The 24653-nt window shown below is 69.8% G+C and carries 22 protein-coding genes and 2 pseudogenes; 11 read left to right on the top strand and 13 right to left on the bottom strand.

Going from position 1 to position 24653, the window contains the following annotated elements; genetic code table 11:
• Nucleotides 1-103: 103 nt before the first annotated feature.
• From ACIPJI_RS24220 to katG, 4 genes are all read right to left on the bottom strand, one after another.
• On the bottom strand, nt 104-475 hold the full coding sequence (locus ACIPJI_RS24220; RefSeq protein WP_356623749.1) for a hypothetical protein: 372 nt from the start codon (nt 473-475) through the stop codon (nt 104-106).
• A 40-nt stretch (nt 476-515) separates the two neighbouring features.
• Nucleotides 516-707, bottom strand: coding sequence for a hypothetical protein (locus ACIPJI_RS24215; protein WP_402248728.1), 192 nt, complete (start codon nt 705-707; stop codon nt 516-518).
• The gene (locus ACIPJI_RS24210) at nt 704-943 is read right to left on the bottom strand and encodes a hypothetical protein (RefSeq protein WP_402248726.1); all 240 of its coding nucleotides are present in this window, start codon (nt 941-943) and stop codon (nt 704-706) included. Before ACIPJI_RS24210 ends, ACIPJI_RS24215 begins: the two co-directional genes overlap by 4 nt.
• A gap of 415 nt (nt 944-1358) precedes the next feature.
• Nucleotides 1359-3548: a catalase/peroxidase HPI gene (gene katG, locus ACIPJI_RS24205; protein WP_402248724.1), complete on the bottom strand. Its 2190-nt coding sequence runs from the start codon at nt 3546-3548 to the stop codon at nt 1359-1361.
• A gap of 666 nt (nt 3549-4214) precedes the next feature.
• Between katG and ACIPJI_RS24200 the strand changes: the two genes are divergently transcribed.
• Complete coding sequence (locus ACIPJI_RS24200; RefSeq protein WP_402248774.1) at nt 4215-5069, top strand: alpha/beta hydrolase; 855 nt, start codon at nt 4215-4217, stop codon at nt 5067-5069.
• A 190-nt stretch (nt 5070-5259) separates the two neighbouring features.
• On the opposite strand, the gene ACIPJI_RS24195 is transcribed toward ACIPJI_RS24200, so the two are convergent.
• Together ACIPJI_RS24195 and ACIPJI_RS24190 are read right to left on the bottom strand one after the other, a co-directional pair.
• Entirely contained in the window at nt 5260-5547 is a 288-nt protein-coding gene (locus ACIPJI_RS24195; RefSeq protein ID WP_402248772.1) for a tetratricopeptide repeat protein, read from the bottom strand.
• Nucleotides 5548-5757: 210 nt separating this feature from the next.
• Complete coding sequence (locus ACIPJI_RS24190; RefSeq protein WP_356623739.1) at nt 5758-6480, bottom strand: TetR/AcrR family transcriptional regulator C-terminal domain-containing protein; 723 nt, start codon at nt 6478-6480, stop codon at nt 5758-5760.
• A 558-nt stretch (nt 6481-7038) separates the two neighbouring features.
• Between ACIPJI_RS24190 and ACIPJI_RS24185 the strand changes: the two genes are divergently transcribed.
• Entirely contained in the window at nt 7039-8670 is a 1632-nt protein-coding gene (locus ACIPJI_RS24185; protein WP_402248723.1) for an amidohydrolase, read from the top strand.
• A 151-nt stretch (nt 8671-8821) separates the two neighbouring features.
• Here the strand turns inward: ACIPJI_RS24185 and ACIPJI_RS24180 are convergent, their stop codons facing one another.
• Nucleotides 8822-9262 (bottom strand): hypothetical protein, encoded by a 441-nt coding sequence (locus tag ACIPJI_RS24180; protein WP_402248721.1) that lies wholly within the window; start codon nt 9260-9262, stop codon nt 8822-8824.
• A gap of 220 nt (nt 9263-9482) precedes the next feature.
• Here ACIPJI_RS24180 and ACIPJI_RS24175 point away from each other — a divergent pair.
• Together ACIPJI_RS24175 and ACIPJI_RS24170 are read left to right on the top strand one after the other, a co-directional pair.
• Nucleotides 9483-9782: pseudogene (locus tag ACIPJI_RS24175) on the top strand (sterol carrier protein domain-containing protein); the annotation flags it as partial.
• Nucleotides 9783-10089: 307 nt separating this feature from the next.
• The gene (locus tag ACIPJI_RS24170) at nt 10090-11952 is read left to right on the top strand and encodes a glycoside hydrolase family 15 protein (protein ID WP_402248719.1); all 1863 of its coding nucleotides are present in this window, start codon (nt 10090-10092) and stop codon (nt 11950-11952) included.
• 136 nt (nt 11953-12088) lie between these two features.
• On the opposite strand, the gene ACIPJI_RS24165 is transcribed toward ACIPJI_RS24170, so the two are convergent.
• On the bottom strand, nt 12089-12493 hold the full coding sequence (locus ACIPJI_RS24165; protein WP_402248717.1) for a type II toxin-antitoxin system PemK/MazF family toxin: 405 nt from the start codon (nt 12491-12493) through the stop codon (nt 12089-12091).
• 167 nt (nt 12494-12660) lie between these two features.
• Between ACIPJI_RS24165 and ACIPJI_RS24160 the strand changes: the two are divergent.
• Nucleotides 12661-13828, top strand: a pseudogene (locus tag ACIPJI_RS24160) (IS701 family transposase).
• 380 nt (nt 13829-14208) lie between these two features.
• On the opposite strand, the gene ACIPJI_RS24155 reads toward ACIPJI_RS24160, so the two are convergent.
• The gene (locus tag ACIPJI_RS24155) at nt 14209-14766 is read right to left on the bottom strand and encodes an SMI1/KNR4 family protein (RefSeq protein WP_402248715.1); all 558 of its coding nucleotides are present in this window, start codon (nt 14764-14766) and stop codon (nt 14209-14211) included.
• Between the two features lie 144 nt (nt 14767-14910).
• Entirely contained in the window at nt 14911-15300 is a 390-nt protein-coding gene (locus ACIPJI_RS24150) for an ATP-binding protein (RefSeq protein ID WP_307709863.1), read from the bottom strand.
• A gap of 480 nt (nt 15301-15780) precedes the next feature.
• Between ACIPJI_RS24150 and ACIPJI_RS24145 the strand changes: the two genes are divergently transcribed.
• The 6 genes from ACIPJI_RS24145 (at nt 15781) to ACIPJI_RS24120 (ending at nt 20688) form a co-directional block, all read left to right on the top strand.
• Nucleotides 15781-16311 (top strand): toxin-antitoxin system HicB family antitoxin, encoded by a 531-nt coding sequence (locus tag ACIPJI_RS24145; protein ID WP_402248713.1) that lies wholly within the window; start codon nt 15781-15783, stop codon nt 16309-16311.
• Nucleotides 16312-16426: 115 nt separating this feature from the next.
• Nucleotides 16427-17317, top strand: coding sequence for a DUF4097 family beta strand repeat-containing protein (locus ACIPJI_RS24140; protein ID WP_402248712.1), 891 nt, complete (start codon nt 16427-16429; stop codon nt 17315-17317).
• A gap of 42 nt (nt 17318-17359) precedes the next feature.
• Entirely contained in the window at nt 17360-18364 is a 1005-nt protein-coding gene (locus ACIPJI_RS24135; protein WP_402248710.1) for an ATP-binding cassette domain-containing protein, read from the top strand.
• The gene (locus ACIPJI_RS24130; RefSeq protein ID WP_402248708.1) at nt 18364-19155 is read left to right on the top strand and encodes an ABC transporter permease; all 792 of its coding nucleotides are present in this window, start codon (nt 18364-18366) and stop codon (nt 19153-19155) included. The genes ACIPJI_RS24135 and ACIPJI_RS24130 overlap by 1 nt, the downstream gene beginning before the upstream one ends.
• Before the next feature lie 69 nt (nt 19156-19224).
• Nucleotides 19225-20451, top strand: coding sequence for a cytochrome P450 (locus tag ACIPJI_RS24125; protein ID WP_402248706.1), 1227 nt, complete (start codon nt 19225-19227; stop codon nt 20449-20451).
• Between the two features lie 3 nt (nt 20452-20454).
• Nucleotides 20455-20688, top strand: coding sequence for a ferredoxin (locus ACIPJI_RS24120; protein WP_307709869.1), 234 nt, complete (start codon nt 20455-20457; stop codon nt 20686-20688).
• A 302-nt stretch (nt 20689-20990) separates the two neighbouring features.
• On the opposite strand, the gene ACIPJI_RS24115 is transcribed toward ACIPJI_RS24120, so the two are convergent.
• The 3 genes from ACIPJI_RS24115 to ACIPJI_RS24105 all read right to left on the bottom strand — a co-directional run bounded on the left by ACIPJI_RS24115 (nt 20991) and on the right by ACIPJI_RS24105 (nt 24446).
• Nucleotides 20991-21203 carry a hypothetical protein gene (locus tag ACIPJI_RS24115; protein WP_307709870.1) on the bottom strand — a complete coding sequence of 71 codons (213 nt, stop codon included), beginning with the start codon at nt 21201-21203 and terminating at the stop codon, nt 20991-20993.
• A gap of 241 nt (nt 21204-21444) precedes the next feature.
• Nucleotides 21445-22980: an APC family permease gene (locus tag ACIPJI_RS24110; RefSeq protein WP_307709871.1), complete on the bottom strand. Its 1536-nt coding sequence runs from the start codon at nt 22978-22980 to the stop codon at nt 21445-21447.
• On the bottom strand, nt 22977-24446 hold the full coding sequence (locus ACIPJI_RS24105) for an aldehyde dehydrogenase family protein (RefSeq protein WP_402248704.1): 1470 nt from the start codon (nt 24444-24446) through the stop codon (nt 22977-22979). The genes ACIPJI_RS24110 and ACIPJI_RS24105 overlap by 4 nt, the downstream gene beginning before the upstream one ends.
• Between the last annotated feature and the right edge of the window lie 207 nt (nt 24447-24653).

The following is a 24653-nucleotide window of genomic DNA, read 5'->3' as shown; positions in this document are numbered from 1 at the left end:
TAGACGCCACCTGTCGCCCCGTTGGCTGCGCAGTCAGCAGTCGTTGTCAGCCTCAGGGCTCCCGTCGCGGCTGCCGGGTGCGGAACGGACGGTGCAGCGCGGGCTACGCGGCTTCGGTGACGTCGATCGCAGGAGCGGTGACCGTCCGGGCCGTGGTCCTCAGCGCCTGGCGCGTCTCGACCTGCTTCTTGGCCTCGACAGTCTGCCAGTAGGGATGGGTGGCGATACGGATCGACAGGTCGATGCACTCCATCCGCAGCCGCTTCACCGTCTGCTTCTGCTCCTCGCTCCAGCCGGGGCTGTCCTCGCGGGCGCCGGTGACCTCACCGGTGTGCGGGTGCTCGGTGCCCGGCCGACCGGGCATCGGCTTCACACTCCACGGCAGGATGCGGCACAACGCGGCCAGCTCGGCCGTTGCCTGATGCAGACGAATCTGCGCGGCACGCAGGTCATCCGGGAACTCTGTCTCAGACATGGGAAACCTCCTCCTGCTCGTCCATCCACCGGTCAGCACGTCAGCCACGCCCGCCGTCGCCCTCGCCCCGGCGGGCGACCGCGCCCAGGGCCTCGAGCCGCTCCAGCGGATGAAGAACGGCCGAGCGCGACAGACCGGGACCGGCACCGATCTCCCGCAACGACGGCGCCTCGCCGTGCACCCTCACGCAGCTGCGCATCCCGCGCAGGATTCTGCCGCGCGGTGAAGTCACTCATGCTCGGCCTCCCGGCCCGCGTGGCGACGCACCTGATGACGCAGCTCCGCCCACCCCGTGGTCGGCCGGTCCGTGCCCCAGACCGGATCGGTGAAGATCCGTGCCGACAGCCGCAGCAGGCGGCGGCGCAGCTCTGCCGTGCCGTACGGGCGGGGGGCGGCGAGCGCCCGATAGACGCGATCCCACTCACGCTGGGCCTGCATCAAGTCATCGGGAAACGTGGATCGAGCCATGCCCGCAGTAAAACACGTGTTCGATTTTCTATGCACGTCGGATGCGCCGGACCGTGTCGTGAGCAGGCCGCTGCCCGGGAGGGCCGTGCGGGCCGGCCGATGCGGTCGCCGTGCAGGTGGGTGGCGGCCACCGCATCGATCTCTTCGGGGCTGCGGCCGGCACGAGCCGCTGGCGTCGATCAGGAGCGCGCGCCCACCCTGCTCGACCAGGACCGCGCCGATGGATCCGGTGAGCTGACCGGTCTCGTCCAGGTGATCGGGCTCTTGCTGTTCCGGCAAAGTGCACGCTTCTGGAACATGGGAATCCGATCAGACTTCGGTGGCACACGTTCCACATGCGATGGGCTGCCTGGAGGCGGCGTCACTTCTGGGGATGTCCCGGCCGGCCGACGAGCGGACGGCCGGGACATCGGGATCAGGCGAGGTCGAACCGATCGAGGTTCATCACCTTGTCCCACGCGGCCACGAAGTCACGCACGAACTTGTCGCCCGCGTCCTTGGACGCGTAGACCTCCGAGACGGCTCGGAGCTGGGAGTTCGAACCGAAGACGAGGTCCACGGCGGTGGCGGTCCACTTGACCTCACCCGTGGCGCGATCCCGGCCTTCGAACACGTTCTCGGTAGAGGGCGACGGCTTCCACTCCGTGCCCAGGTCGAGCAGGTTGACGAAGAAGTCGTTGGTCAACGTTCCCGGCCGGTGCGTGAAAGCGCCGAGTGGGGAACCCTTGAAGCCGGTGTTCAGGGCTCGCATGCCACCGATCAGGACCGTCATCTCGGGAGCGGTCAGTGTCAGCAGGTTGGCACGGTCGAGCAGGAGCGTCTCCGGCGACAACTTCTCTCCCGCCCGGAGGTAGTTGCGGAAGCCGTCCGCCGGGGGTTCGAGCACGGCGAACGACTCCACGTCGGTCTGCTCCTGCGTGGCATCCGTGCGTCCCGGTGCGAAGGGGACCGTGATGTCGTGCCCGGCGTCCTTGGCGGCCCGCTCGACGGCCGCGCACCCGCCCAGGACGATCAGGTCGGCGAGCGAGATCCTCGTTCCGCCGGTTTGTGAGCGGTTGAAGTCCTGCTGGATCTGCTCGAGGGTCCGCAACACCTCGGCCACCTCGGGCACGTCGTTGACCGCCCAGTCCTTCTGCGGCGCGAGCCGAATCCGTGCCCCGTTGGCCCCGCCGCGCTTGTCGGTGCCGCGGAAGCTCGCCGCCGATGCCCAAGCGGTGGTGACCAGCTGGGCGACGGAGAGTCCCGATGCGAGGACCCTCTCCTTGAGGGTGGCTACGTCCTCCTCGGACACCAGGTCGTGATCGACCTCGGGGACGGGGTCCTGCCACAACTGCGGCTCGGGGATCCACGGGCCGAGATAGCGCGTGAGGGGACCCATGTCGCGGTGCAACAGCTTGTACCACGCCTTGGCGAACGCTTCCGCGAGCTGGTCCGGATTCTCGTGGAACCGCTTCACGATCGGCCCGTAGACCGGGTCCAGCTTCAGCGCGAGGTCCGTCGTCAGCATCATGGGAGCGTGCCTCTTCGACGGATCGTGAGCATCAGGCACAGTGCCTTGGGCCGAGGGATCCGTGGGGGTCCACTGCTTCGCACCGGCGGGGCTCGTCGTCAGCTCCCAGTCGTACCGGAAGAGGTTGTCCAGGTATCCGTTGTCCCATTTCGTCGGCTCCGAGGTCCACGCGCCCTCGAGCCCACTGGTGAGCGCATCCGGGCCCTTGCCGCTGCCGTAGGTGTTCTTCCAGCCGATGCCTTGCTGCTCGACGGGGGCGGCCTCGGGCTCCGGGCCGATGTACGAAGGATCGACCGCGCCATGGCACTTGCCGAACGTGTGGCCGCCGATGATGAGCGCAGCCGTCTCCTCGTCGTTCATCGCCATACGGCCGAAAGTCTCGCGAATGTCCCTGGCGGCGGCCAGCGGATCCGGGTCGCCGTCGGGCCCCTCGGGATTGACGTAGATCAGTCCCATCTGCACGGCACCGAAAGGACCGGTGAGTTCCCTGTCGCCGCTGTAGCGCTCGTCTCCGAGCCAGGTGTCCTCAGGTCCCCAGAAGATTTCCTCGGGTTCCCAGATGTCCTGCCGCCCGAATCCGAATCCGAACGTCTTGAAGCCCATCGATTCCATGGCACAGTTGCCGGCGAAAACGAGAAGGTCGGCCCATGAGATCTTCCGGCCGTACTTCTGTTTGACAGGCCAGAGCAAACGGCGCGCCTTGTCGAGGCTCGCGTTGTCCGGCCAGCTGTTGAGGGGGGCGAAGCGTTGGGCGCCGCTGCCGCCACCGCCCCGGCCGTCGGCGATGCGGTACGTTCCCGCGGCATGCCAACTCATCCGGATGAAGAGCGGCCCGTAGTGGCCGTAGTCGGCAGGCCACCAGTCCTGTGACGTCGTCATCACCTCGAAGACGTCCTGCTTCAGCGCGTCGACGTCGAGGGTCGCGAACTCTGCTGCGTAGTCGAAGTCCTCGCCCATCGGGTTGGCCAGAGGCGAGTGCTGGTGGAGAACCTGAAGGTCCAGCTGATTCGGCCACCAGTCCCGATTCGTCCTGGGACGAGTCGCGGTGGGGGTCGGGGAGGGGATTACCGGGTTCTCGCTTTCGCTGCCGGACACGTCCGTCCTTCTTCCTGTCTCGGTCCTTCTGCTGGCTGTTTGCTCTTGACGTCGTTGCGTTGCCGGTGTCGAGAATCGCGACCCGCGCTCTTGACGCGCCATGCAGCCCTCCGGCCGGAAACACCTGACCGCACCCGCACCGAACGCGCCTCGGCGGCCGGCGAGGACCCGTCGTCATGCACGACGCCGATGATCGAGTCTGTGTCGGCGTCCGTATGGTCGCGCACCACGGGCCGCACCGCTAAGAGAACACGCAGAGCACCCGCGCATAACATCAGCCTAAGTCCAAAGCGGTGCGGGCCATGGCTCAATTCGTGTTGACATTCCCGGCCTCCGGGGCTTGCGGCAGAGGGGAAAGCTTTTGATCGTCATAATCATCCTGCCGGGCGACGGGAGCGGATATGCGTATGGTCGGCCCGGGATGTAATGGAGCGGTCGAGCTGTGCGCAAGATTTTGATGGCGAGCCTCGCGAAGCCCGCGGGCCGGCCGTGTCGGCGGTCGCACGGATGTCGGCCGCCCGAGGGGGCTCCGGGTGGGCGCCGCAGAAGTTGCGCCCGGAATCCGCGGTTCGGAATCCGCGGTTCCGCCGCGCGGTCGCCGCCGTCGGAGCGGAAACCACCTCACCCGGCCTTGTCATGAAGATCGTTTTGCCGGAGCCTGAGGGCATGGAGAATCTGCCGACATTCGTACTTGTTCATGGGGCCTTCGCGAACTCGTTCTCATTCGCGCCGCTGCAGGCCGAGCTCGGGTTGCTCGGGCATCGCTCCGTCGCCGTCGACCTTCCCGGCCACGGGTTCCAGGCGACATTCCCCGCGGCCTACCAGGCTCCGCAGGATCTCGAGGCGCTCGCCTCGGAACCGGGAAGCATCAAGGGCGTCACCCTCGCCGAGAACACCGCCCGTTTGATCGAAGTCCTCGAACGCGCGAAGCGGAACGGGCCGGTCATCCTCGTCGGCCACAGCAGGGGCGGCATCACGATCACGGCGGCCGGCAACGCCCGACCCGATCTGATCGACCGGATCTGCTACGTCTCCGCCTGGTGCCCCGTCGACCTGGACGTCAACGACTACTATGCCGAGCCGGAGATGGCGGAAGTCGACCTCGGCGGCCTCGCGCTCGCGCTCGCCGGGAACCCGGCCGAGCTCGGTCTGATCCGGACCAACTTCCGAACCGCCGATCCGGCGGCGCTCGCCGCCTTCCGGCATGCCTTCGCCGCCGATCTCGGCGACGACGAGTTCCGGGCCTTCCTGAACACCTTCCAGCCCGACGAGAACCTTGATGTCGGGACGTCCGCGGACCGGGCGCAGGCCGCGACGTGGGGTCGGATTCCCAAGACCTTCGTGCGCCTGGCTGACGATGCGAGCATGCCGACCGCCATGCAGGACCGCCTGATCCGCGAAGCCGACGCGCTCACACCCGACAACCCCTTCGACGTCCGCACCCTCGAGGGAAGCCACCTGCGCTGGCTCGTCCACCCGAAGCCCGCCGCCGAACTGCTGGCCGACCTCGCAGCGCACTGACGGTCCGCAGCCCGATCGGCGGTGCCGCATGAGCAGCGCCGCGGATCGGCGCCGTACGCGATTCGGCCCCGGCGCAGTGGCTGCGCCGGGGCCGAATCGTGTGAGCAGTCGCGGTTCAGCGCGTCTTTTTATCCGCCGCTGATCGGGACACTGTCCCCCGATCACCTGGCTGTTCGGGCGAGGCAGTCCGTCACAGCACGGTTTCGCCCGACATCGCCGCCGCCATCCGCAGATGCGGCGCGGCCTCGTCCGCCCGCCCCTGGCGCTCGAGGGTGCGGCCCAGCATCAGGTGCGCGTACTGCTCGACCGGGTCGCGCTCCAGCACGGCCAGCAGCTCGCTCTCCGCCTTCTCCAGCCGAGCGGAGTGGTAGTACGCGCGTGCCAGCAGCAGCCGCGGCGCAACCTGCTCGGGCACTTCGTCGACCAGACCCGTGAGGATGCGCGCCGCCGTCACGTACTCCTTGGCGTCGAAGAACATCTTTGCCCGGTCCCACCGCTCGGCGGGCGTCCCGAACTCGAAGTAGCTCTCGCTCACCTGCGTACCTTTCTGATCACGGGTCGGACACCCCTGTGAACACGGTCGTGGTGCTCGGCATTCCACGGCCACGAGCACCTCACCCGCGACCCTTCAATTGGTCCGGGAGCGCCGGCAAGGCCCGCGGTGATCCGGCAGTTCGGCCGGATCCTGTCACTCGTCCCGTCCTCGTGAGGGCGCGCGAGCGGCGATGGCCTCCAGGATCAGGTCGAGCGCGAACAGGAAGTTGGCCTCGTCGTCCACCGCGGGCAGGTGCGGGGCCGCTGCCGCGAGATGGGGATGGGTGGCGGCCGGTACGGCGGCGTACTCGCCGCTCCAGGCGGACTCGTCCCTCCGGCGGGTCTCGGAGTCCAGCGTGGAGTAGGTGGCGTCCATGCAGGACCAGCTCAGCATGAAGTCGACCAGGGCGCGGTAGTGGCGCACCGCCTGCTCGGGTGGGAAGCCCGCCTTCGCCAGCGCGGCGAGGATCATCTCGACGACCCGCATCTCGGCCGGCCGCCGGGTGATGCGCACAGTGGCGAGCACGGCGGCCCGCGGGTGCGAGAGATAGACCTTGCGATTGCGGATGCAGAGCGTGCGCAGCGTCTCGTGCCAGTCGTCCGACGGCTCGAAACCCTCGAGGCTCTCCTCGAGCAGGTGGTCCGCCACGGCCAGCACCAGGTCGTCCTTGTTGCGGAAGTGCCGGTACAGGGCCGTGGGGTCGGCGCCCAGCTCGGCACCGATGCGGCGGAACGTGAGGGCATCGGCCCCTTCGGCGTCCAGCAGTTCGAGGCAGGCCTCCACGATCAGCCCGGGACTGAGTGACGGCCGCGGACGACCGGGCGCGGCGCGCTTCGTCCGCGCCGTCGCCGTGCGCTTTCCCGTCCCTGCCGCCATCGCGTCTCCTTCGTGACCCGCACCATTGTGCCGCGCCGCGCCACCTCGCCGCTCCGTCCGGCGAGCAGTCGAGTCATCGATGTTGTCAACGCCGTTGACTTCATGTTGGTGCCCCTGGCACGCTGCCGCCACTCGAAGCACACCGGCACGTTCCCGTTCGCCCGTTCAGAGCCGAGGAGAATCCCATGTCCGGTCAGTCACCACCGGTCCCCGCCCCCCCCGGCCGACCGGCGACGCCCCGGCGGCGCGCGCCAGGCGCTGTCCAAAGGTGCTCGGGGTGCTCGACGGGGTCGTGATCTCGCGGACTCGCCCTCCTCGCGCTCGGCGGCTACATGGCCTTCACCCTGAGGACGTCCTCCGACCGGTTCGCCTTCGCAGCCGACAACGGGCGCTTCCTGACGCTCGTTCCCGCGGTCATCGTCGCCGTCGGGTGCCGGCCGCGCTGTGGGCCAAGTACGGGAGGCGGGCCGCCTACTTCACTCGCGACCGGGGACCGGTCCTGGAGACCCCGGCGAAGACGACCGCCCCCCTGAACCGCCCTTCCAAGGAGCACTTTCCATGCGACACGCAGACCTCGTCTTCACCTCCGGCGCCGTCATCTCCATGGACCCCTCGCTCACCGGCGCCACAGCGCTCGCCGTGACGGGCGAGCGGATCGTGGCGGTCGGCGGAGAGGAGGTACGACGGCTCATCGGGCCCGCCACGGAGGTGGTCGACCTGGCCGGCCGCGCGCTCCTGCCCGGCTTCCAGGACGCTCATGTGCACGCCGTCTTCGGCGGCATGGAGCTCGGCGCCTGCGACCTGACGGGGACGACGGACCTGCGCGAGTACCGCAGCCTGATCGCGGAGTACGCGCGCACCCGTCCCGACCGGCCGTGGATCACCGGCGGCGGATGGTCGATGGAGAGCTTTCCCGGTGGCCTCCCGACCCGGCAGATGCTCGACGACCTCGTACCGGACCGCCCCGTCCTGCTGGCGAACCGGGACCACCACGGGGCCTGGGTCAACACCCGCGCGCTGGAACTGGCCGGCGTCACGGCGGCCACACCCGACCCCGCGGACGGACGCATCGAGCGGGAGCCCGACGGCACCCCTTCCGGCATGCTCCAGGAAGGCGCGGTCGAGCTCGTCGGCCGGACGGCGCCCCGGCCCACCGACGAGGACCTGCTGGACGGTCTGCTGCGCGCCCAGAGCCTGCTGCACTCGCTGGGCGTCACCGCCTGGCAGGACGCCCTGCTGGGGGAGTACGGCGGTCATCCGGACGCCTCCGGCGCCTACCTCACGGCGGCCCGGCGCGGAGTGCTGACCGCGAGGGTCAACGGCTCCCTGTGGTGGGACAGGGACGCCGGCGCGGAACAGATCGCCGGGCTCGTCGAACGCCGCGAGGCCCTGCGGCACGGACGGTTCCGTGCCGGCACCGTCAAGATCATGCAGGACGGCATCGCCGAGAACCACACCGCGGCCATGACGGTCCCGTACAAGGACGGCTGCGGCTGCGCCACCACGAACAGCGGGCTCAGTTTCATCGACCCGAAGGCACTGCGCCGGTACGTGACCGAGCTCGACGCCCTCGACTTCCAGGTCCACTTCCACGCACTCGGCGACCGCGCCGTCCGTGAGGCGCTCGACGCGATCGAGGCCGCGCGGGCGGCCAACGGGCCGCGCGGCAACCGGCACCACCTGGCACACCTCCAGGTCGTGCACCGGGCCGATGTGCCGCGGTTCGCACAACTCGGCGCGATCGCCAACGCGCAACCCCTCTGGGCGGCTCACGAACCGCAACTGGACGAACTCACCACTCCCTTCCTCGGCGAGGGCCTCGCCGAACGGCAGTACCCGTTCGGAGACCTTCATCGAGCCGGGGCCGCACTGGCCGCCGGCAGCGACTGGCCGGTCAGCTCCGCCGACCCGCTCGCCGGCATCCACGTCGCCGTCAACCGGATCCTGCCCGGGTCCGGCGAGCCACCGTTCCTGCCCGGGCAGCGCCTGGACCTGACGACCGCGCTCGCCGCTTACACCTCGGGGTCCGCCCACGTCAACCGCCTCGACAACACCGGCGTCCTGCGCCCCGGCCACCTTGCCGACCTGATCGTCGTCGACCGCGATCCGTACACCGTGGCACCCTCGGAGCTCGCATCGCTGCGGGTGGAGGCCACCTACGTCGGAGGGAAGCGCGTCTTCGGCACCTGAAGGCGCCGGAGTCAAGGCCAGGACGGTGGACCGGATCGCGCTGTCCGAGGCCCCCGCTGCGGCCCGGCCCGCTTGTGCTGAGAAGGGGCGCTGACCGGCTGATGGTCGAGGTGGTCCGCAACACCGGGCCGGTGACGACCGGTTACCTGCTTCAGGTGCTCTCTTCCGCCGGGAAGCCGATGCCGCTGAGTCCGTCGCGTGCCCGGGCGAACTGGCGTGGGTGGTCCCCGGCTCCGGGCAGGGAGAGGGCGGTCCGGAATTCCTGCCGCGCCTCGGCGCGACGGCCCGCCGCGGCGTAGGTGCTGCCGAGACGGATACGGACCTCCATCTCCAGCCCCGCGCTCGTGTGCGGGGTGAGCGCGGCCAGGGCCCGGTGGTGGGTGTCGACCGCGAAGTGCAGACTGCCCTGGAAGTGTTCCACGGTCGCGGGACGCGGCAGGCTCGCCGCGCGCAGTGGCAGGTCCTCGGCCTCGCGGGCCAGTTCGGCCGCCTGCCGCAGGAGGCCGGCCAGAAAGGCCAGGGTCCAGGCGGGGCGGTTCTGGAGCCGGGGGCGCTCGCGATGCGCCGCAGGGCCAGGGGCAGGCCGCCGCACCGACGAGCGAGCTCGAGAGCGGCCTCGGGCAGGGGGGAGGGGGGACGGCAGGCGAGGGGTGTGGATGGACGTCTCCCGGAGGCGATCGCGCGCGGCCAGACGCGGGCCGCCGGCCGCAGGCCGTGGCTCGGCGTGCGGCTTCGCGAACTCATCTCCACTTACTGACCGGAGAGACGGCGTGCGCGTGGCCGACCGCCGCCCCGAAGAGGGTGGCCGGCGATCCGCAGCCGGCTGGTTCACGGACGGCGAACTCGTCCTCGACGTCGACGACCCGTTCCTCGGCGAGCACGGCCGCTACCTGCTGGCTGTCCGCGACGGCAAGGCCGACTGCGTCCCGACGGACCGGGAGCCCGACCTGTCCCTGGACGTGAGCGACCTGGGCTCGGTCTACCTCGGCGGCACCGTCCCGAGCACGCTCGTGCGTGCCGGACACATCAGGGCCCACCGCCCGGGTGCCGCCGCCCTCGCTTACGCCCTCTTCAGCGCCGAGCGCTCCCCGCACTGCCTGCACTGGTTCTGACCTGCGCACGCCGACCGAGGGCACGCCCTCCGGCTGCCGTCCCCTCCCGCTGCCGTCCCCGCCCGCCGGAGGCAGGGCCGGCCGGCTCTGCACCTTCCTCTCCGCCTGGCGTGGCTGACGATCCACGGTGAACGGCTCACCCGAACGGCCGTGGTCGTCTCGCAAGGACCCGGCCGTCCGGGTGATGCTGCCTGAGTGACCTGAGGAGGCAGCCGTGGTGAACGACCCGAACTCTCCCGGCGCAACCGGACCACACGCATGCGGTCGGTGAACGGCCCGCCTGATCACGGCCGATCGAGGAGAACCGATGCGCCGTTACCCTCCCATCGCCGAGCACGGTCTCATCGGGGACCTGCAGACCTGCGCGCTCGTGTCGTCCGAGGGAGTGCTGGACTGGTTCTGTTCGCCGCGTTTCGACTCCCCGAGCATCTTCGCCGGCCTGCTCGACCATGACCGGGGCGGCCATTTCGCGATCACGGTGGACAGCCCGGGCACGAGTGTCCGCCAGCTGTATCTGGCCGACACCGCGATCCTGGTGACGCGCTTCCTCACGCCGGAAGGTGTCGGCGAGGTCGTCGACTTCATGCCGGTCGACGCGTCGGCCGAAGCGAGCGACCGCCACCGGATCGTGCGTGTCATGCGGGCCGTGCGGGGCACCGTCAACTTCGACCTGCGATGCCGTCCCCGCTTCGACTACGGACGCCTCGGACACGACCTGGTCCTCGGCGACGACGGCGCCCGGTTCCTCGGCCCGGGCATCACCGCGTACCTGCAAGCCGTCGGGCCCATCCGTCCGGAGAGGGACGACAGTGACGTCAGAGCAACGGTGACGCTGCACGCCGGTGAGATGGCCGCGGTCGTACTGACAGTGGACGACGCGGATGCCGAGCCCCCGTACACAGTCACCGAAGAGGGTTTGCGGGCGGAGTTCACCGCCGTACTCCACTTCTGGCACGCCTGGGTCGGACGCTGTCGTTACCGGGGACGCTGGCAGGAGATGGTCAACCGCTCCGTGATCACCCTGAAGCTGCTCACATACGCCCCCACCGGCGCGCCGATCGCCGCCGCGACCATGGGCCTCCCCGAGCAGGAGGGCGGGGAGCGCAATTGGGACTACCGCTACACATGGATCCGCGACGCATCGCTGTCCGTGCGGGCCATGATCGACCTCGGCTTCACCGAAGAAGCCGATGCCTTCCGCGCCTGGCTGGGCCGGCTACGTGTCGGCAACGGGCCGAACGGCGAGCCGTTGCAGATCATGTACCGCGTCGACGGGGAGCCGCACTTGGACGAGGAAGTCCTGGACCACTGGGAGGGCTGGCGTGGCTCGGCTCCCGTCCGGACCGGGAACGGGGCAGCCGGGCAACTGCAGATGGACATCTACGGCGAGGCCGTCTACGCGCTCTCCCAGTCGACCGACTTCACGGACGTGGCCGCCTACGAAAGGTGGCAGCGCGTGACAGCGCTCCTGAACTGGCTCGTCGACCACTGGGACCGGCCTGACGAAGGCATCTGGGAAACGCGGGGCGGGCGCAAGGACTTCACCTACAGCCGCCTCATGTGCTGGGTCGCCCTGGACCGTGGCATTCGCCACGCAACCACCCACGCCCGCCCCGCGGACCTGCCACGCTGGACAGCGACCCGCGACGCCATCTTCCACCAGATCATGGAACGCGGCTGGAGCGAGGAACGTCAGGCCTTCGTGCAGCACTACGGGAGCAACGTCCTGGACGCCTCGCTGCTGCTCATGCCGATCGTCGGCTTCCTTTCGCCGCGCGACCCGCGCTGGCTGTCGACCCTGGACGCCATGGACGACGAGCTGGTCTCCGACAGTCTCGTCCACCGCTACGACCCGGCAGCGTCCCCGGACGGAATGAGCGGTTCGGAGGGCACCTTCTCCCTGTGCAGCTTTCTGTACGTCGACGCACTCGCGCGTGCGGGCCGGCTCGACCAGGCCCGCTACGCGTTCGACAAAATGCTCACGTACGCCAACCATGTCGGCCTGTTCGCGGAGGAGATCGGCCCCACCGGCGAACAACTTGGCAACTTTCCCCAGGCGTTCACGCATCTCGCCCTGATCACGGCGGCCATGTCCCTCGACACGGAACTCGACAACGCCGACCCGGCCCGGGCCGGCCCGCACGGCCCGCCCTTCGCGCGAAGGGTGTGATCGGAGCGGTCGGGTCGCCGAAGGAAGTCGAGAACGCTTCCATTCGATCGTGAGGGGCGCCGAGGAGGCAGCTGGCAGCGTCGATCATCTGGACGAGACCGACCACGCCGTCGCGGGCGTCCGTTTCCTTCTCCGCCTACCCGAGTCCACCGAGACGGAGGGCGTTCCTTATCTCGCTGAGCTTCGCGGTCGTCGCCGGGGTCCGCTCCTTCGCCTGCTCACCGAGACGGAGGGCATCCTCGATCTCGCTGAGTTTCGCGGAGGACAGGGCGCCCGCCCGCTCGATCAGGTCGTCCCGGGACATGGTGGTCAGCCACGTGCAGGGGGTGAAGCCCGGACGCGGGAATGCGAACCGCAGTACGCCTTCAAAGGGCAGTCCTTCCATGGCTCCTACTTGCACTTCGACGCCCAGACCGCTGATGTCGACGCCCGCCGGCGCGACGACCTGCATCGCCCGGATCCCGGACGCGTCGTCTCCCGACAGCAGCACGACCGGCCGCCGCTCGTCGAACTCCACCCACCAGACTTCGCCACGTTGCACATGTCCTCCTGACACAGGACGGCGGGCGGACGCTGCGCGACCCCGACGCGCTGTGGAGACGGGTGCGGCCACCCGTTGATCATCGGTGTGTGAAGACAAACGATCAGGCGGTGACCGCAGGTCACAGCGTAGACCCTGCCCGCTGGCAGGAGGCGTTCGAGGGCTTGATGAGCCGGATAGCGGGACGGTTCACACGGGTCGAACCCCGGTTCCGGGTCCGGAAGTTGGTGCTCGGACTCCTGTCGGACCTGCCGCGCAAGAACTGCTGGACCATCGCCGAATGGGCCGGGGAGGGGACCCCGGACGGCATGCAGCATCTGCTGGGGCGGGCCAAGTGGGACGCCGACCGGGTCCGCGACGATGTGTGTGACTACGTGGTGGACCACCTGCACGACGACCAGGCGGTACTGGTGGTCGACGAGACCGGGGACGTGAAGAAGGGCACCGGCACGGTCGGCGTCCAGCGCCAGTACACCGGCACCGCGGGCAGGATCGAGAACGCCCAGGTCGCCGGCTACCTGGTCTACGCCGGCCGGCGCGGGCAACCGGCAGTGGACCGGGAACTGTACGTCCCGCGTTCATGGACCTCCGACCCTGACCGCTGCCGGGATGCCGGACTCGACCAGGACACCACCTTCGCCACCGAGCCGGAACTGGCCACTCGTATGGTTGCCCGGTTCCTGGACGCCGGCCGCCAGGCCGCATGGGTCGCCGGTGACGAGGTCTACGGCGGCAACCCCAGGCTGCGAACCGCACTGGAGGTTCCGTGCGGACACCCTGGCCAAGAAGGTGCCCAAGCGGGCCTGGCAGAAGCTCTCCGCAGGGGCCGGGGCCAAGGGCCACCGTTTCTACGACTGGGCAGTCATCGACCTCGCCGACCCCCGACCCAGGAGTCGGCAGCTGCTGATCCGCCGTAACCGCAGCACTGGCGAACTCGCCCACTACCGCTGCTACTTGCCCGCATCCGTGCCGCTGACCGTGCTGGTCAGAGTCGCTGGATCAAGATGGCGGGTGGAGGAGTTCTTCCAGTCGGGCAAGGGCCTGGCCGCACTCGACGAGCACCAGGTCCGCCGCTATGCCTCCTGGTCCCGCTGGGTCACCCTCGCCATGCTCGCGCACGCCTTCCTCGCCGTCGTACGCGCAGACGAGCACACCCGCCCCGCACCCGATGCCCTCATTCCGCTCACCTGCAACGAGATCCAGCGCCTGTTCATCACACTCGTTGTCCGACCCGTCCACGATGCCGCCCACCGGCTCGGTTGGTCCGACTGGCGGCGCCGCCACCAGGCCCGATCCCAGGCCAGCCACTACCGTCGACAAGCCACTCAGGCATGAACATCACGATCTACGGCTGGAGTACTAGGGGCGAAGGCACTTCGCGCAGGTCAGACAGCCTGATCCGCTGTCAGGCAAGTAAGGCAAGTGCGACTCGGAGACTCGTCTGCGAAGTGTTTCGACCGAAACACTTCCTGGACTCCTGTTCGGCGGGGCCGCCTCGGCTGTGGCGCCGCCGCTCGGACTCGCTCTACAAGACCCGGCGGCGTTCCGGTCCCGGCGGGCCGAGGATCCGGATCTCCGGGACCATGGGGTTCGGACGGTTGAAGATCCGCCACGCACGGCGTTGAGGTTCCGTCCGCCACCAGGTCCACCTGTCCTGCGCTTCTTCGTCGCCGCTCGACTGCTGGTGCCGTTGACCGCGCCGCGGGGTCGAACACCTACTCCATCGACGCCGTGGCAGTGCCTCGGGACGTAGGCGGATTCCCGTCCGGGCCGTCGGCCTCGAAAGTCTCGGCGGCCGTGAGGCCCTCGACGAACGTTCTGAAGTCCGCAGCCAGGGCGAGTTCCGAGCTTCCGTCCGCGTCGAACCATGTCACCGACGGCTCACCCTGCCGCCCGCAGGCCCGGTAATCGAGTGCGATCCAGCAATGCCCGTCGCCCGAGAACAGGACGATCTGGGACGGCAGGCCCCACTCCTCGACCAGATAGGGCGTGTCCAACAACGACAAATAATCATCATGACGGCCGATGCCCATCACCATGTCGAGCGGAACATGGTCCTCGCTCCACGAGGTCGGCACATCGGTCGGGAACGCGTCCCACCGCGACGCCACCTGGCCGCCGTTCCGCTCCCGCAGGAACTCCAGGAACGAAGACGGCAAACGGACCCCGAGCCGAATCTCGGCGTCCTGGACAGCCGCGTCGGTCAACGACGGCTGTACCCCATGGAGGCCGTCACCCCAGAACGTCGCCTTGACCTCGTCGAATTGCGCCACACGCGCATCCTACGGACCGGCCCGGCCTACTTCGGAGACTGATCGAACGCTTGGGGCCGCGGTCCAGGGTCCGTTCCACTGCGCCGGGGCCGGCCGAAGGGCGGGCCGTTCGAGCGCGCAACGCAAGCCCCGGCGTGGTGGCGGTCAGTGGGGCAGTGGCAGGACCGCGGACACCGTCTTGCCTCCCGGCCGGATCCGGACCTGCACCTCGGCGGACAGTGCCCGCACCAGGTGCCAGCCGAAGCCGCCGGGCCGCTTCGCGTCCCGCGGCACCGGACGCGGGGTGACGCGGCTGGGATCGTCCACCGACACCGTCACCGTTCCGGGGCCGGCCACCAGGCGGAACCGGGTCACTCCGCCGGCATGCCGCAACGCGTTGGTGACCAGTTCCGACACCACCAGCAGCACCGCATCCACCTCGGGCCTGCCGGCCGGGGCGACCGCGGCGAGAAACCCCCGCGTCGCATCCCTTGCCCGTTCCGCGGACTGCGGGCGGGCTGTCAGCGACTCGCTGTCCGCCTCGGGTGGCTGCATGATCACAAACCCTCCGTCGGAGCTCTTGGACCTTGAATCGGGTGCCCCGAGATATGACAGTCATCCCTGGATGCCCCCGAATGCGCCCGCCGGAGGAACGTAAGCCCGGGCCGGGCGGATGTTGCGGTCGCCCTTCTGGGCGTACTGGAGAGGTGTGGAGGCGGTGAGGACCACCCGGCTGTTGCGCGCGAAGGAGGGGCCACATGGGCCGGCCTGGCGTCGCGACGGAACGCTTCATCTGGAACGCGCCTCTGTAGCAGGGCCGACCAGTGGTGGCGGCAGGCAGTGATCTGGTGGCACCAGGACCCTCACCCAAGTGGTGCCACCGTGGTGTCATCGCAGTGCCATTGCAGGCCATCCCCTTCCTCGTGCGGCACCGCGACACGTGAATTCAGCAAAGAAGCCCACGTCAGGGGTGCGGACGCCAAGCAGGTGCCAATCTGGCTCGCCATGGCGCCATCGATGTGCCATCATGGCGTCATGGACCTCACGCCCTACGTCGACAACCTCCGGCACGAACTCGCCGTCGCGGCGGACGCCGGCGGTGACGAAGCCCGCGCCCTCGCCGAGCGGCTCACCGCCCCCCTTGAGTCCGCCACCCGCCTCACCCTCCTCAACGCGCTGTCCGCAGCCATGAGTGAGGTCACCCGGGAGCTCGCGCCCGGCTCGGTCGACGTGCGGCTGCGCGGGCTCGACCCCGAGTTCGTGGTGACGCCACCGCCCGCCCCCGAGCCGTTCCTGGAGGCGCAGGTGCCGGTCGCGGCCCCCGCCGCGCCCGCGACGCCATCGCCGCCCGCGGACGCCGACGACGGCGCCATGGCGCGCATCAACTTCCGCCTCCCCGCCCACCTCAAGGCCCGCGCCGAGGACGCCGCCGCGGCGGAGGGCCTGTCGGTCAACGCCTGGCTGGTGCGGGCCGTGTCCACCGCCCTCGACGGCGGGGAGCGCGTGAGCCCGCCGGGCCGCGGCAAAGAGTCGGGCGGCCGGGGCTTCACCGGCTGGGTCCGCTAGGGCCGCCGGCCCGGCCCACCCCGCTTTCACCGGCGGATCGCCGATCCCGCCGACGTGACTCATCACCCGCCTCACCGGCGGGATCACCCACCCAAGCCGCGAGGACGGGACAGCCATGCCTGCTTTCGACACACCCGAACCGATCTCCGCCGCCTTCGAGTTGGAGGTCGGCACCGCCCGGATCACCGCGGGCAAGCGCACCGACACGGTCGTGGAAGTCCTGCCGCGCAACGGCTCCGACGACAACGACGTACGCGCCGTGCAGCAGACCCAGGTCACCTTCTCGGGTGGCCGGCTGACGGTCAGGACTCCCAAGAAGCGGTCCCTGTTCGGCAAGCCGGGCGCCATCGAGGTGAGCGTCGAGCTGCCCGCCGGCTCGGATGTCCGGGGCACCACGGCCATGGGCGGCTTCTTCTGCGAGGGCCGCCTCGGCGAGGCCGTGCTCAAGACCTCGCTCGGCGACCTCCAGGTCGACGAGGTGACCGGCGCCGACCTCAAGACGGACCACGGCGACATCCGCCTGGCCCGCTCGACGGGGGACATCGAGGTCATCGGCGCGGGCCGGATCGAGATCGGCACCGTCGCCGGCACGGCGACCGTCAAGAACGGCAACGGCGCGACCGAGGTCGGCGAGGTCACCGGCGGCCTGAAGACCAACGCGGCCAACGGCGATGTCTCCGTGGGCATCGCGCACGGCAGCGTCGACGCCAAGTCCGCCAACGGCCGGATCGAGATCGGTGTCGCCCACGCCGGGGTCGAGGCGGTGTCCTCCAACGGCCGCATCCGCGTCGGCGACGTCACCCGCGGCCGTATCGACCTGCGCACCTCCGTCGGCGACCTCGAAGTGGGCATCCACCAGGGCACCGCCGCCTGGCTCGACGTGCACACCAAGTACGGCACGGTACGCAACTCGCTCGGCTCCTCCACCGGCCCCGCGGACTCCGACGAGACCGTCGAAGTGCACGCTCGGGCCGGGGTCGGCGACGTCATCATCCGCCGCGCCTGACCGGGCGTATCCCGACTCCTCACCCCCTGAAAGGAATGCGGCATGACTGCCACACAGACGTCCGCGCCGATCGCCGCGAACGCGCCGGCCCCGGCGATCACCGCCACCGGACTGCGTAAGTCCTATGGCGACAAGCTCGTGCTTGACGGCATCGACCTGAACATCGCCGAAGGCACCGTCTTCGCTCTGCTCGGTCCCAACGGCGCCGGCAAGACCACCACCGTGGAGATCCTCTCCACGCTCATCGACGCCGACGCGGGCGAAGCCTGGGTCGCGGGGCGCCATCTGACGAGGGCCGCCGACGCGGTGCGCTCCGTGATCGGCGTCACCGGCCAGTTCTCGGCCGTCGACAATCTGCTGACCGCCGAGGAGAACCTCCTCCTCATGGCGGATCTGCACCACCTGGACCGGAGCGAGGGCAAGCGGCGGGCCAAGGACCTGCTGCGCCGCTTCGACCTGTCCGAGGTGGCGGGCAAGACCACCGTCACCTTCTCCGGCGGCATGCGGCGCAAGCTCGACCTGGCGATGACCCTGATCGGCGATCCGCGGATCATCTTCCTCGACGAGCCCACCACCGGACTCGACCCGCGCAGCAGGCGCACCATGTGGGAGATCATCCGCGACCTCGTCGCCGACGACGGCGTGACCATCTTCCTGACCACCCAGTACCTCGAAGAGGCCGATCAACTCGCCGACCGCATCGCGGTGTTGGACCACGGCCGCCTGATCGCCGAGGGCACCGCCGACGAGCTGAAGCAGCGCATTCCCGGCGGCCACATCCGTGTGCGGTTCGCCGACGCCCGGAGTCTGGACGCCGCCGCGGGCATCTTCGGTATCGCGACGCGCGACGAGGACTCCCTCACCCTGGAGATCCCCAGCGACGGATCCGTGGCCGATCTGCGGGCCGTCCTCCACACCCTGGAGGCCACCGCCGTCCAGGCCGAGTCGCTCACCGTGCACACCCCCGACCTCGACGACGTCTTCCTGACCCTCACCGGCCGGCCCCGCCCCGCCGGCACCGTCGCATCGCCCAAGGAGAACGCCTGATGGCCACCATGTCCTACGCCGCGAGAGACTCCAGGACGATGCTGCGGCGCAACCTCAAGAAGGCGCTGCGCTACCCGTCCCTGACGGTCACCGTCGTCGCGATGCCCCTGGTGATGCTGCTGCTGTTCAACTACGTCTTCGGCAGCGCCCTGGGCAACGGCATCAGCGGACTGCCCACCGGCAGCGGCGACTACATCGACTACCTGGCGCCCGGCATCATCCTGATGGCCGCCACCTCCGGCGCCCTCACCACCGCGATCAGCGTGTGCGTCGACAAGACCGAGGGCATCGTCAACCGCTTCCGTACGATGCCGATCTCCCACGCCTCCTTCCTGACCGGCCATGTCGTGGGCAGTGTCATCCAGACGATGGCCAGCATCACGCTCGTCATCGCCGTCGCCCTCCTGATGGGATTCCGCCCCAGCGCGACGCCCGTCGAGTGGGTCGCCGCCATCGGCCTGCTCACCCTCCTCACGCTCGCGCTCACCTGGATCTCCGCCGGCATCGGCCTGGTCGCCAAGAACGTGGAGACCGCCAGCAACATCCCGATGCCGCTGACGTTCCTGCCGTTCGTCGGCAGCGCCATCGTGCCGACCGAGTCGATGCCCACCGGCCTGCGCTGGTTCGCCGAGTACCAGCCCTTCACCCCGATCATCGAGACCCTGCGCGGTCTGTGGCTCGGCACCGGGATCGGCTCCAGCGCGGTCGTCGGCCTCGCCTGGTGCGTGGCGCTCTCCCTGGTCGGTTACGTGTGGGCGCGCCGGACCTTCAGGGCCGGCATCAAGCGGTAACCGCCACCCCCAGGCCTTCTCACCGCCTCGCACCACCGGCACCCCGCCCGACGATCGCAGGAGGAACCCATGTCGCACGACCCGACGGCCGCCGACACCACCGCCGCAGAGCTGCCCACCCTGCCCACCGACCGGCGCACCGGCTGCCCCTTCGACCCGCCCGCCGAACTCACCGCGCTGAGCGACCGACCGGTGCGCCGCATGCGGTACGCCGACGGACACATAGGTTGGCTGGTCACGGGACACGCCGCCGCCCGCGCGATCCTGGCCGATCCGCGCTTCAGCTCACGCTACGAACTCCTGCACCTGCCGGTGCCGATGGAGGGCGTGTCGGGAGAGTTACCGCCGGCGCCGGTCGGCGACATCATCGGCCTCGACGCCCCCGAGCACACCCGCTACCGGCGCCTGCTCACCGGTAGATTCACCGTACGCCGCATGCGTCAACTCACGGAGCGCGTCGAACGGTTCACCACCGAGTGCCTGGACTCCATGGAGCAGGCCGGACCCACCGCCGACCTGGTGACGGCGTTTGCGCAGCCCGTACCCGCGCTCATGATCTGCGAGCTGCTCGGCGTGCCGTACGCCGACCGGGAGCGCTTCCAGACCGAGGTGGCGACCCTCTTCGACCAGACGGCGGACGCAAAGGCCAAGGGCGGGGCCTACATGGCGCTGCTCCAATACCTGAACGAACTGGTCCTCGCCAAGCGCGCCGATCCCACCGACGACCTGCTCAGCGATCTGACCACCTCCGACCTCACCGACGAGGAGCTGGCCGGGATCGGCGGGCTGCTGCTCGCCGCCGGGCTCGACACCACCGCGAACATGCTCGCCCTCGGCACCTTCGCCCTGCTGAGCAACCCCGGCCAACTCGAAGCCCTGCGCGCCGACCCCGCACTCGCCGGACAGACCGTGGAGGAGCTGCTGCGTTACCTCAGCGTCGCCGACCCGCTGCCGCGAGCGGCGCTCGAGGACGTCGAGGTGGACGGCCGGCTCATCAGGGCGGGCGAGACGGTGACCGTTTCCGTGCAGGCCGTCAACCGCGACCCGCGCAAGTTCCCCGACCCCGACCGGCTCGACATCCGCCGCAAGGCCGCCGGGCACCTGGCGTTCGGCCACGGCGCGCACCAGTGCCTCGGCCAGCAGCTCGCCCGCGTCGAGATGACCGTCGCGATCCCGGCGCTCTTCGCCCGCTTCCCCACCCTGCGCCTCGCGGTGCCGCCGCGGGAGGTGCCGCTGCGCGACCGCTCCAACATCTACGGCGTGATCAGCCTGCCGGTCACCTGGGACAAGGAGTAGTCCATGAGCGACCCACGAGAGCCGCTGCGTCTCGACGTCGACCGTGACCGCTGCGCAGGCGCAGGCATGTGCGCCCTGACGGCTCCGGAGGTCTTCGACCAGGACGACGAGGAAGGCTTGGTGGTGCTCCTGCAGCCCGCGCCGGCCCCCGAGCACCGGGCCACAGCCCGGATGGCCGTCGGCCTCTGCCCCGCCGGAGCCATCGCCCTCGACTCCCCGGATGCCACGGACCCGTAGCGACCTGGTGCTTCCCCGACCGAGAACCCCGCACCGCGCACCGGTGGGGGGCTCTCGCGTGTGCGGACCGGTCCTCCACGCGGCCCAGGCCCGGCACACAGCATCGAGGCGGTCCGCCGCCGGTCATTGACCGTGGGCAGGTCCCGTGGGCGTGCGCATCGGACCCGGCCAGAGCCGCGAAGGACGTGCCGCCGTGGCGTCATCGCGGGGGATCCTCGCCCACCGGCCCGTCGACGGACTCGCGGATGAGATCGGCGTCCCGGTCCACGGCGTCCTACGGGGCCACCGGGCCGTCGGAATGCTCAGCCCTGCGGTCTCGAGCCTTGCAGTTCGAGATCGCCGCCCGCTGGTTGGCGGGCCGCAGCCATGACCGCGGTCGTCGTCAGACGAATGACGGAGAGGGGGAGTACGCCCTCCCAGCCCAGAATCCTCATGGCGACGGTGCCGGTAGCGTCCGTTCGGATCTCGAGGCCGAGAGTGTCGGTGCTGTTCCATGTCGCTTCGCGGTTGTCCATGGTCAAGGATGACGCTGACGAGCCCTCCAGCGGTGAGGCACGCCGATGGCAGCGACCAGGAGCGGGTCACCGGCGACTGCGGGGCCACCCGGCGCCGGTACGCCGGGAGTCCTCGTCGACGACGCAGACAGTGACGTCCGGGTCCTCCGTCAGCGGCGCCGCGACGACGACTCGGCGGTGCCGCCGCCGACCACGACATACGGGCATGTCTCTCCGGTACGAGGACCGGCGGCGGCCGGGTTCAGGGGACCTCGGCCCGGTGCTCCGCCAGCACGCCCGTGCGGTGCCGTTGCACGAACCAGTAGTAGGCAAAGCCGCCGGCGGCCACGATGCCGATGAAAAGGAACGCCCCCCAGCGCAGGTACCAGTGCTGGGGACCCGTCGCGTTGTAGACCTCGGCGCGTGGCCAGGCCAGGTTCAGCGACATCGCAGCCCCCCACAGCACGGCGAGGACGTTGATCGGCAGGCCGAAGCGGCCGAGCGAGAACCGGCCCTCCTGCGCGTGCCACTTGCCGCGCAGTCGCTGGATCAGCATCGGCACCGTCACCAGCAGGTACGCGACGTAGATCATGATGATCGCGATGCTGGTGATCACCGAGAAGATCTGCGGCTGGTCGATGTTGACGACCAGGATGATCACGCCGACAGTGCCGATCAGTACCGCTGGGATGACCGGCGTCTGGAAGCGGGGACTGACTTTGGCGAGCACCGAACCGGCCGGCAGGTTGTTGTCCCTGGCCATCGCGAACATCAGCCGGATGCCGGCGGCGTGCACGGCCAGCACGCACACCGTGATGGCGACGACGACGCACCACAGGAAGATCTCGCCGATCGTCGGCCCGAGGGTCTCGAGCACCACGTACTGGAGTCCGCCGGTGGACAGCTCCTTCGCGTGCAGATCGGGCACGGCCATCAGCGCGAACAGCAGGATGAAGCCGCCGATGAGGAACGAGGCGATCAGTGCCCGCAGGATCGCGCGTGGGGCGTTGCGCCCCGGGTCGTGAGATTCCTCGCCGAGCGACGAGGCGGTGTCGAAGCCGTACATCACGTAGGCCGACGCCAGCGAAGCCGTGAGGAAAGCGCCGAAGTAGCCGAGGCTCGACCCGCTGCCCAGCCCGTACGTCTCGGTGAGCACGCTGCTCGGGCCACGGGTGATGTGCGCCGCGAGGAAGACGATCAGGGCGACGGCCGCGATCAGCTCGATGAAGACACCGGCCGAGTTGATCCGCGCCATCAGCTGTACACCGAACGCGTTGACGAGCGTGGAGAAGAGGATCAGGACGGTGCCCAGCAGGACCGCGTTGGCGGCCGCGTCGCCCGGCTTGCTGCCGTCGCCGACGAACTGGAACCAGTCGTCGATCTGCGGCAGCGTGATCTGGTAGGCAAGGGCGACGGCCGAAAGAGTCACCATGGTGGCGGTCATCATCATCCAGCCGCCGAGCCAGCCCACATGCGGGCCGCCCATCTTCTTCGCCCAGTTGTAGACCGAGCCCGCGACCGGGTAGCGCGCCGCCAGCTCGCAGAAGCACAGCGCCACCATCAGCTGGCCGGTGAACACCATGGGCCAGGACCACCAGTAGGCCGGCCCGCCGAAGCTGACGCCGAAGTAGAACAGCTGGAAGGTGCCGGTGAGGATCGAGATGTAGCTGATACCGGCGGCGAACGTGTGGAAGTTGCCGAGCGTGCGCTTCAGTTCCGGCCGGTATCCCATCTCGGCGAGGGAGTCGTCGCCCTGCACCGCTTCCCGTCCGCCGGCGGCGCCCGGCCCGGTGGTCACGAGAACCACCTCTGCGGAGCGGGCGAGAGCCTCCGCCAGACGTGTTTTGCTTCCTGGTACTCGGCGAGCCCCGCCGGGCCCAGCTCGCGGCCGAAGCCGGACTGCTTCATGCCGCCCCACTCGGCCTGAGGGACGTAGGGATGGAAGTCGTTGATCCACAGCGTGCCGGCCCGGACGCGCGAGGCGACCCGGTGCCCGCGGTCGGTGTCCTCGGTCCACACCGCACCCGCCAGCCCGTAGACGGTGCTGTTCGCCAGCGCCACCGCCTCGTCCTCGTCGCGGAACCGCTCGACGGTCAGTACCGGGCCGAAGGATTCGTCGCGGATCACGGACATGTCCGCGTGGCATTCGTCCAGGACGGTCGGCAGGTAGTAGAAGCCGTTCTGAAGCTCGGGTTGCTGCGGGCGCTCGCCGCCGCAGCGCAGCACGGCGCCCTCGGCGAGCCCGGCGGCCACGTACGCCTCGATCTTTTCGCGGTGCGCGGCGGAGATCAGCGGGCCCGTGCGGGCGTTCTCGTCGAAGGGACCGCCGAGGGGGATACGCTGCGCCCGATCGACGATCTCGGCGACGAACGAGTCGTGCAGCTCGTCCTGCACCAGCAGCCGTGCGCCGGCCGAGCAGACCTGGCCCGAGTGCAGGAACACCGCCATCAGGGCGTGGTCGACCGCCGCTTCGAAGTTCGCGTCGGCGAAGACGATGTTGGGATTCTTGCCGCCGAGTTCCAAGGCCACCTTCTTCACCGTCGGGGCGGCTGCCGCCATGATGCGCCGCCCGGTGACCAGCCCTCCTGTGAACGACACAAGGTCGACGCGAGGATCCTCGGTAAGGGGCGCACCGACGGCCGGCCCGGCGCCGAGCAGCAGGTTGGCGGTCCCATCGGGCAGACCGGCCTCGGTGAGCAGCCGCATCAGCATCACGGCGGTGTGCGGGGTCAGTTCGCTGGGCTTCAGCACGAACGTGTTGCCGGCCGCGAGCGCGGGCGCCACCTTCCACGCGGTCTGCAGCAGCGGATAGTTCCACGGCGTGATCAGTGCGCAGACGCCCACCGGCTCGTGGACGACCCTGCTGTCGACGCCCGGGTCCCCGGTGTCGACCACCCGGTCGCCGCCGCCGGCCGCGACCAGGTTGCCGAAGTAGCGGAAGCAGTTGGCGATGTCGTCCATGTCGTAGGCGCTCTCGACGAGCCGCTTGCCCGTGTCGAGGGATTCCGCACGGGCGAATGCGTCCTTGTCGCGCGCCAGCAGCTCGGCGGTGCGCAGCAGTATGGCTCCACGTTCGGCCGCGGGGGTACGCGGCCAGGGGCCGCGGTCGAATGCTTCACGGGCGGCGGCGATCGCTGCGGCGGCATCCTTGGGCCCCGCCTCGTCGACCGTCGCCACGAGCGAGCCGTCGGCAGGGCAGCGGATCTCCCGCGTCCCGCCTTCGGCCGCGGCGGTCCAGGCACCACCGATGAACAGATCCCGCATGGCGGCCTCCGTGCTTGTGCCGGTGTCACCCGCGCATGTGCGGGTGACACAACTACCGACGGTAGCCGGGGTGACCGGACGTCGCAGCGCGACGGGCCGGTCCTCGCACGGCGGCTCCTGCTCGTCGGTCCGAATGTGTCATGGCAGTGCGAGCGGAAGCCGGTGAGGGAACACGAGCCCGATGGCCGTCTCCGAGGCGGCGAGCAG

Origin of the sequence: Streptomyces sp. NPDC086835 (genome assembly GCF_044745705.1) — a bacterium.
GTDB lineage: Bacteria > Actinomycetota > Actinomycetes > Streptomycetales > Streptomycetaceae > Streptomyces.
The sequence above is the reverse complement of the archived record's forward strand: the minus strand, read 5'-3'. Positions and strand labels throughout refer to the sequence as shown.

Excerpts from the sequence above, each read along its gene's own strand:
- ACIPJI_RS24220 (WP_356623749.1), bottom strand. The coding sequence starts at position 475 with ATGTCTGAGACAGAGTTCCCGGATGACCTGCGTGCCGCGCAGATTCGT.
- ACIPJI_RS24210 (WP_402248726.1), bottom strand. The coding sequence starts at position 943 with ATGGCTCGATCCACGTTTCCCGATGACTTGATGCAGGCCCAGCGTGAG.
- ACIPJI_RS24200 (WP_402248774.1), top strand. The coding sequence starts at position 4,215 with ATGGAGAATCTGCCGACATTCGTACTTGTTCATGGGGCCTTCGCGAAC.
- ACIPJI_RS24195 (WP_402248772.1), bottom strand. The coding sequence starts at position 5,547 with ATGTTCTTCGACGCCAAGGAGTACGTGACGGCGGCGCGCATCCTCACG.
- ACIPJI_RS24190 (WP_356623739.1), bottom strand. The coding sequence starts at position 6,480 with ATGGCGGCAGGGACGGGAAAGCGCACGGCGACGGCGCGGACGAAGCGC.
- ACIPJI_RS24185 (WP_402248723.1), top strand. The coding sequence starts at position 7,039 with ATGCGACACGCAGACCTCGTCTTCACCTCCGGCGCCGTCATCTCCATG.
- ACIPJI_RS24170 (WP_402248719.1), top strand. The coding sequence starts at position 10,090 with ATGCGCCGTTACCCTCCCATCGCCGAGCACGGTCTCATCGGGGACCTG.
- ACIPJI_RS24150 (WP_307709863.1), bottom strand. The coding sequence starts at position 15,300 with ATGCAGCCACCCGAGGCGGACAGCGAGTCGCTGACAGCCCGCCCGCAG.
- ACIPJI_RS24145 (WP_402248713.1), top strand. The coding sequence starts at position 15,781 with ATGGACCTCACGCCCTACGTCGACAACCTCCGGCACGAACTCGCCGTC.
- ACIPJI_RS24140 (WP_402248712.1), top strand. The coding sequence starts at position 16,427 with ATGCCTGCTTTCGACACACCCGAACCGATCTCCGCCGCCTTCGAGTTG.
- ACIPJI_RS24135 (WP_402248710.1), top strand. The coding sequence starts at position 17,360 with ATGACTGCCACACAGACGTCCGCGCCGATCGCCGCGAACGCGCCGGCC.
- ACIPJI_RS24130 (WP_402248708.1), top strand. The coding sequence starts at position 18,364 with ATGGCCACCATGTCCTACGCCGCGAGAGACTCCAGGACGATGCTGCGG.
- ACIPJI_RS24125 (WP_402248706.1), top strand. The coding sequence starts at position 19,225 with ATGTCGCACGACCCGACGGCCGCCGACACCACCGCCGCAGAGCTGCCC.
- ACIPJI_RS24120 (WP_307709869.1), top strand. The coding sequence starts at position 20,455 with ATGAGCGACCCACGAGAGCCGCTGCGTCTCGACGTCGACCGTGACCGC.
- ACIPJI_RS24115 (WP_307709870.1), bottom strand. The coding sequence starts at position 21,203 with ATGGACAACCGCGAAGCGACATGGAACAGCACCGACACTCTCGGCCTC.
- ACIPJI_RS24105 (WP_402248704.1), bottom strand. The coding sequence starts at position 24,446 with ATGCGGGATCTGTTCATCGGTGGTGCCTGGACCGCCGCGGCCGAAGGC.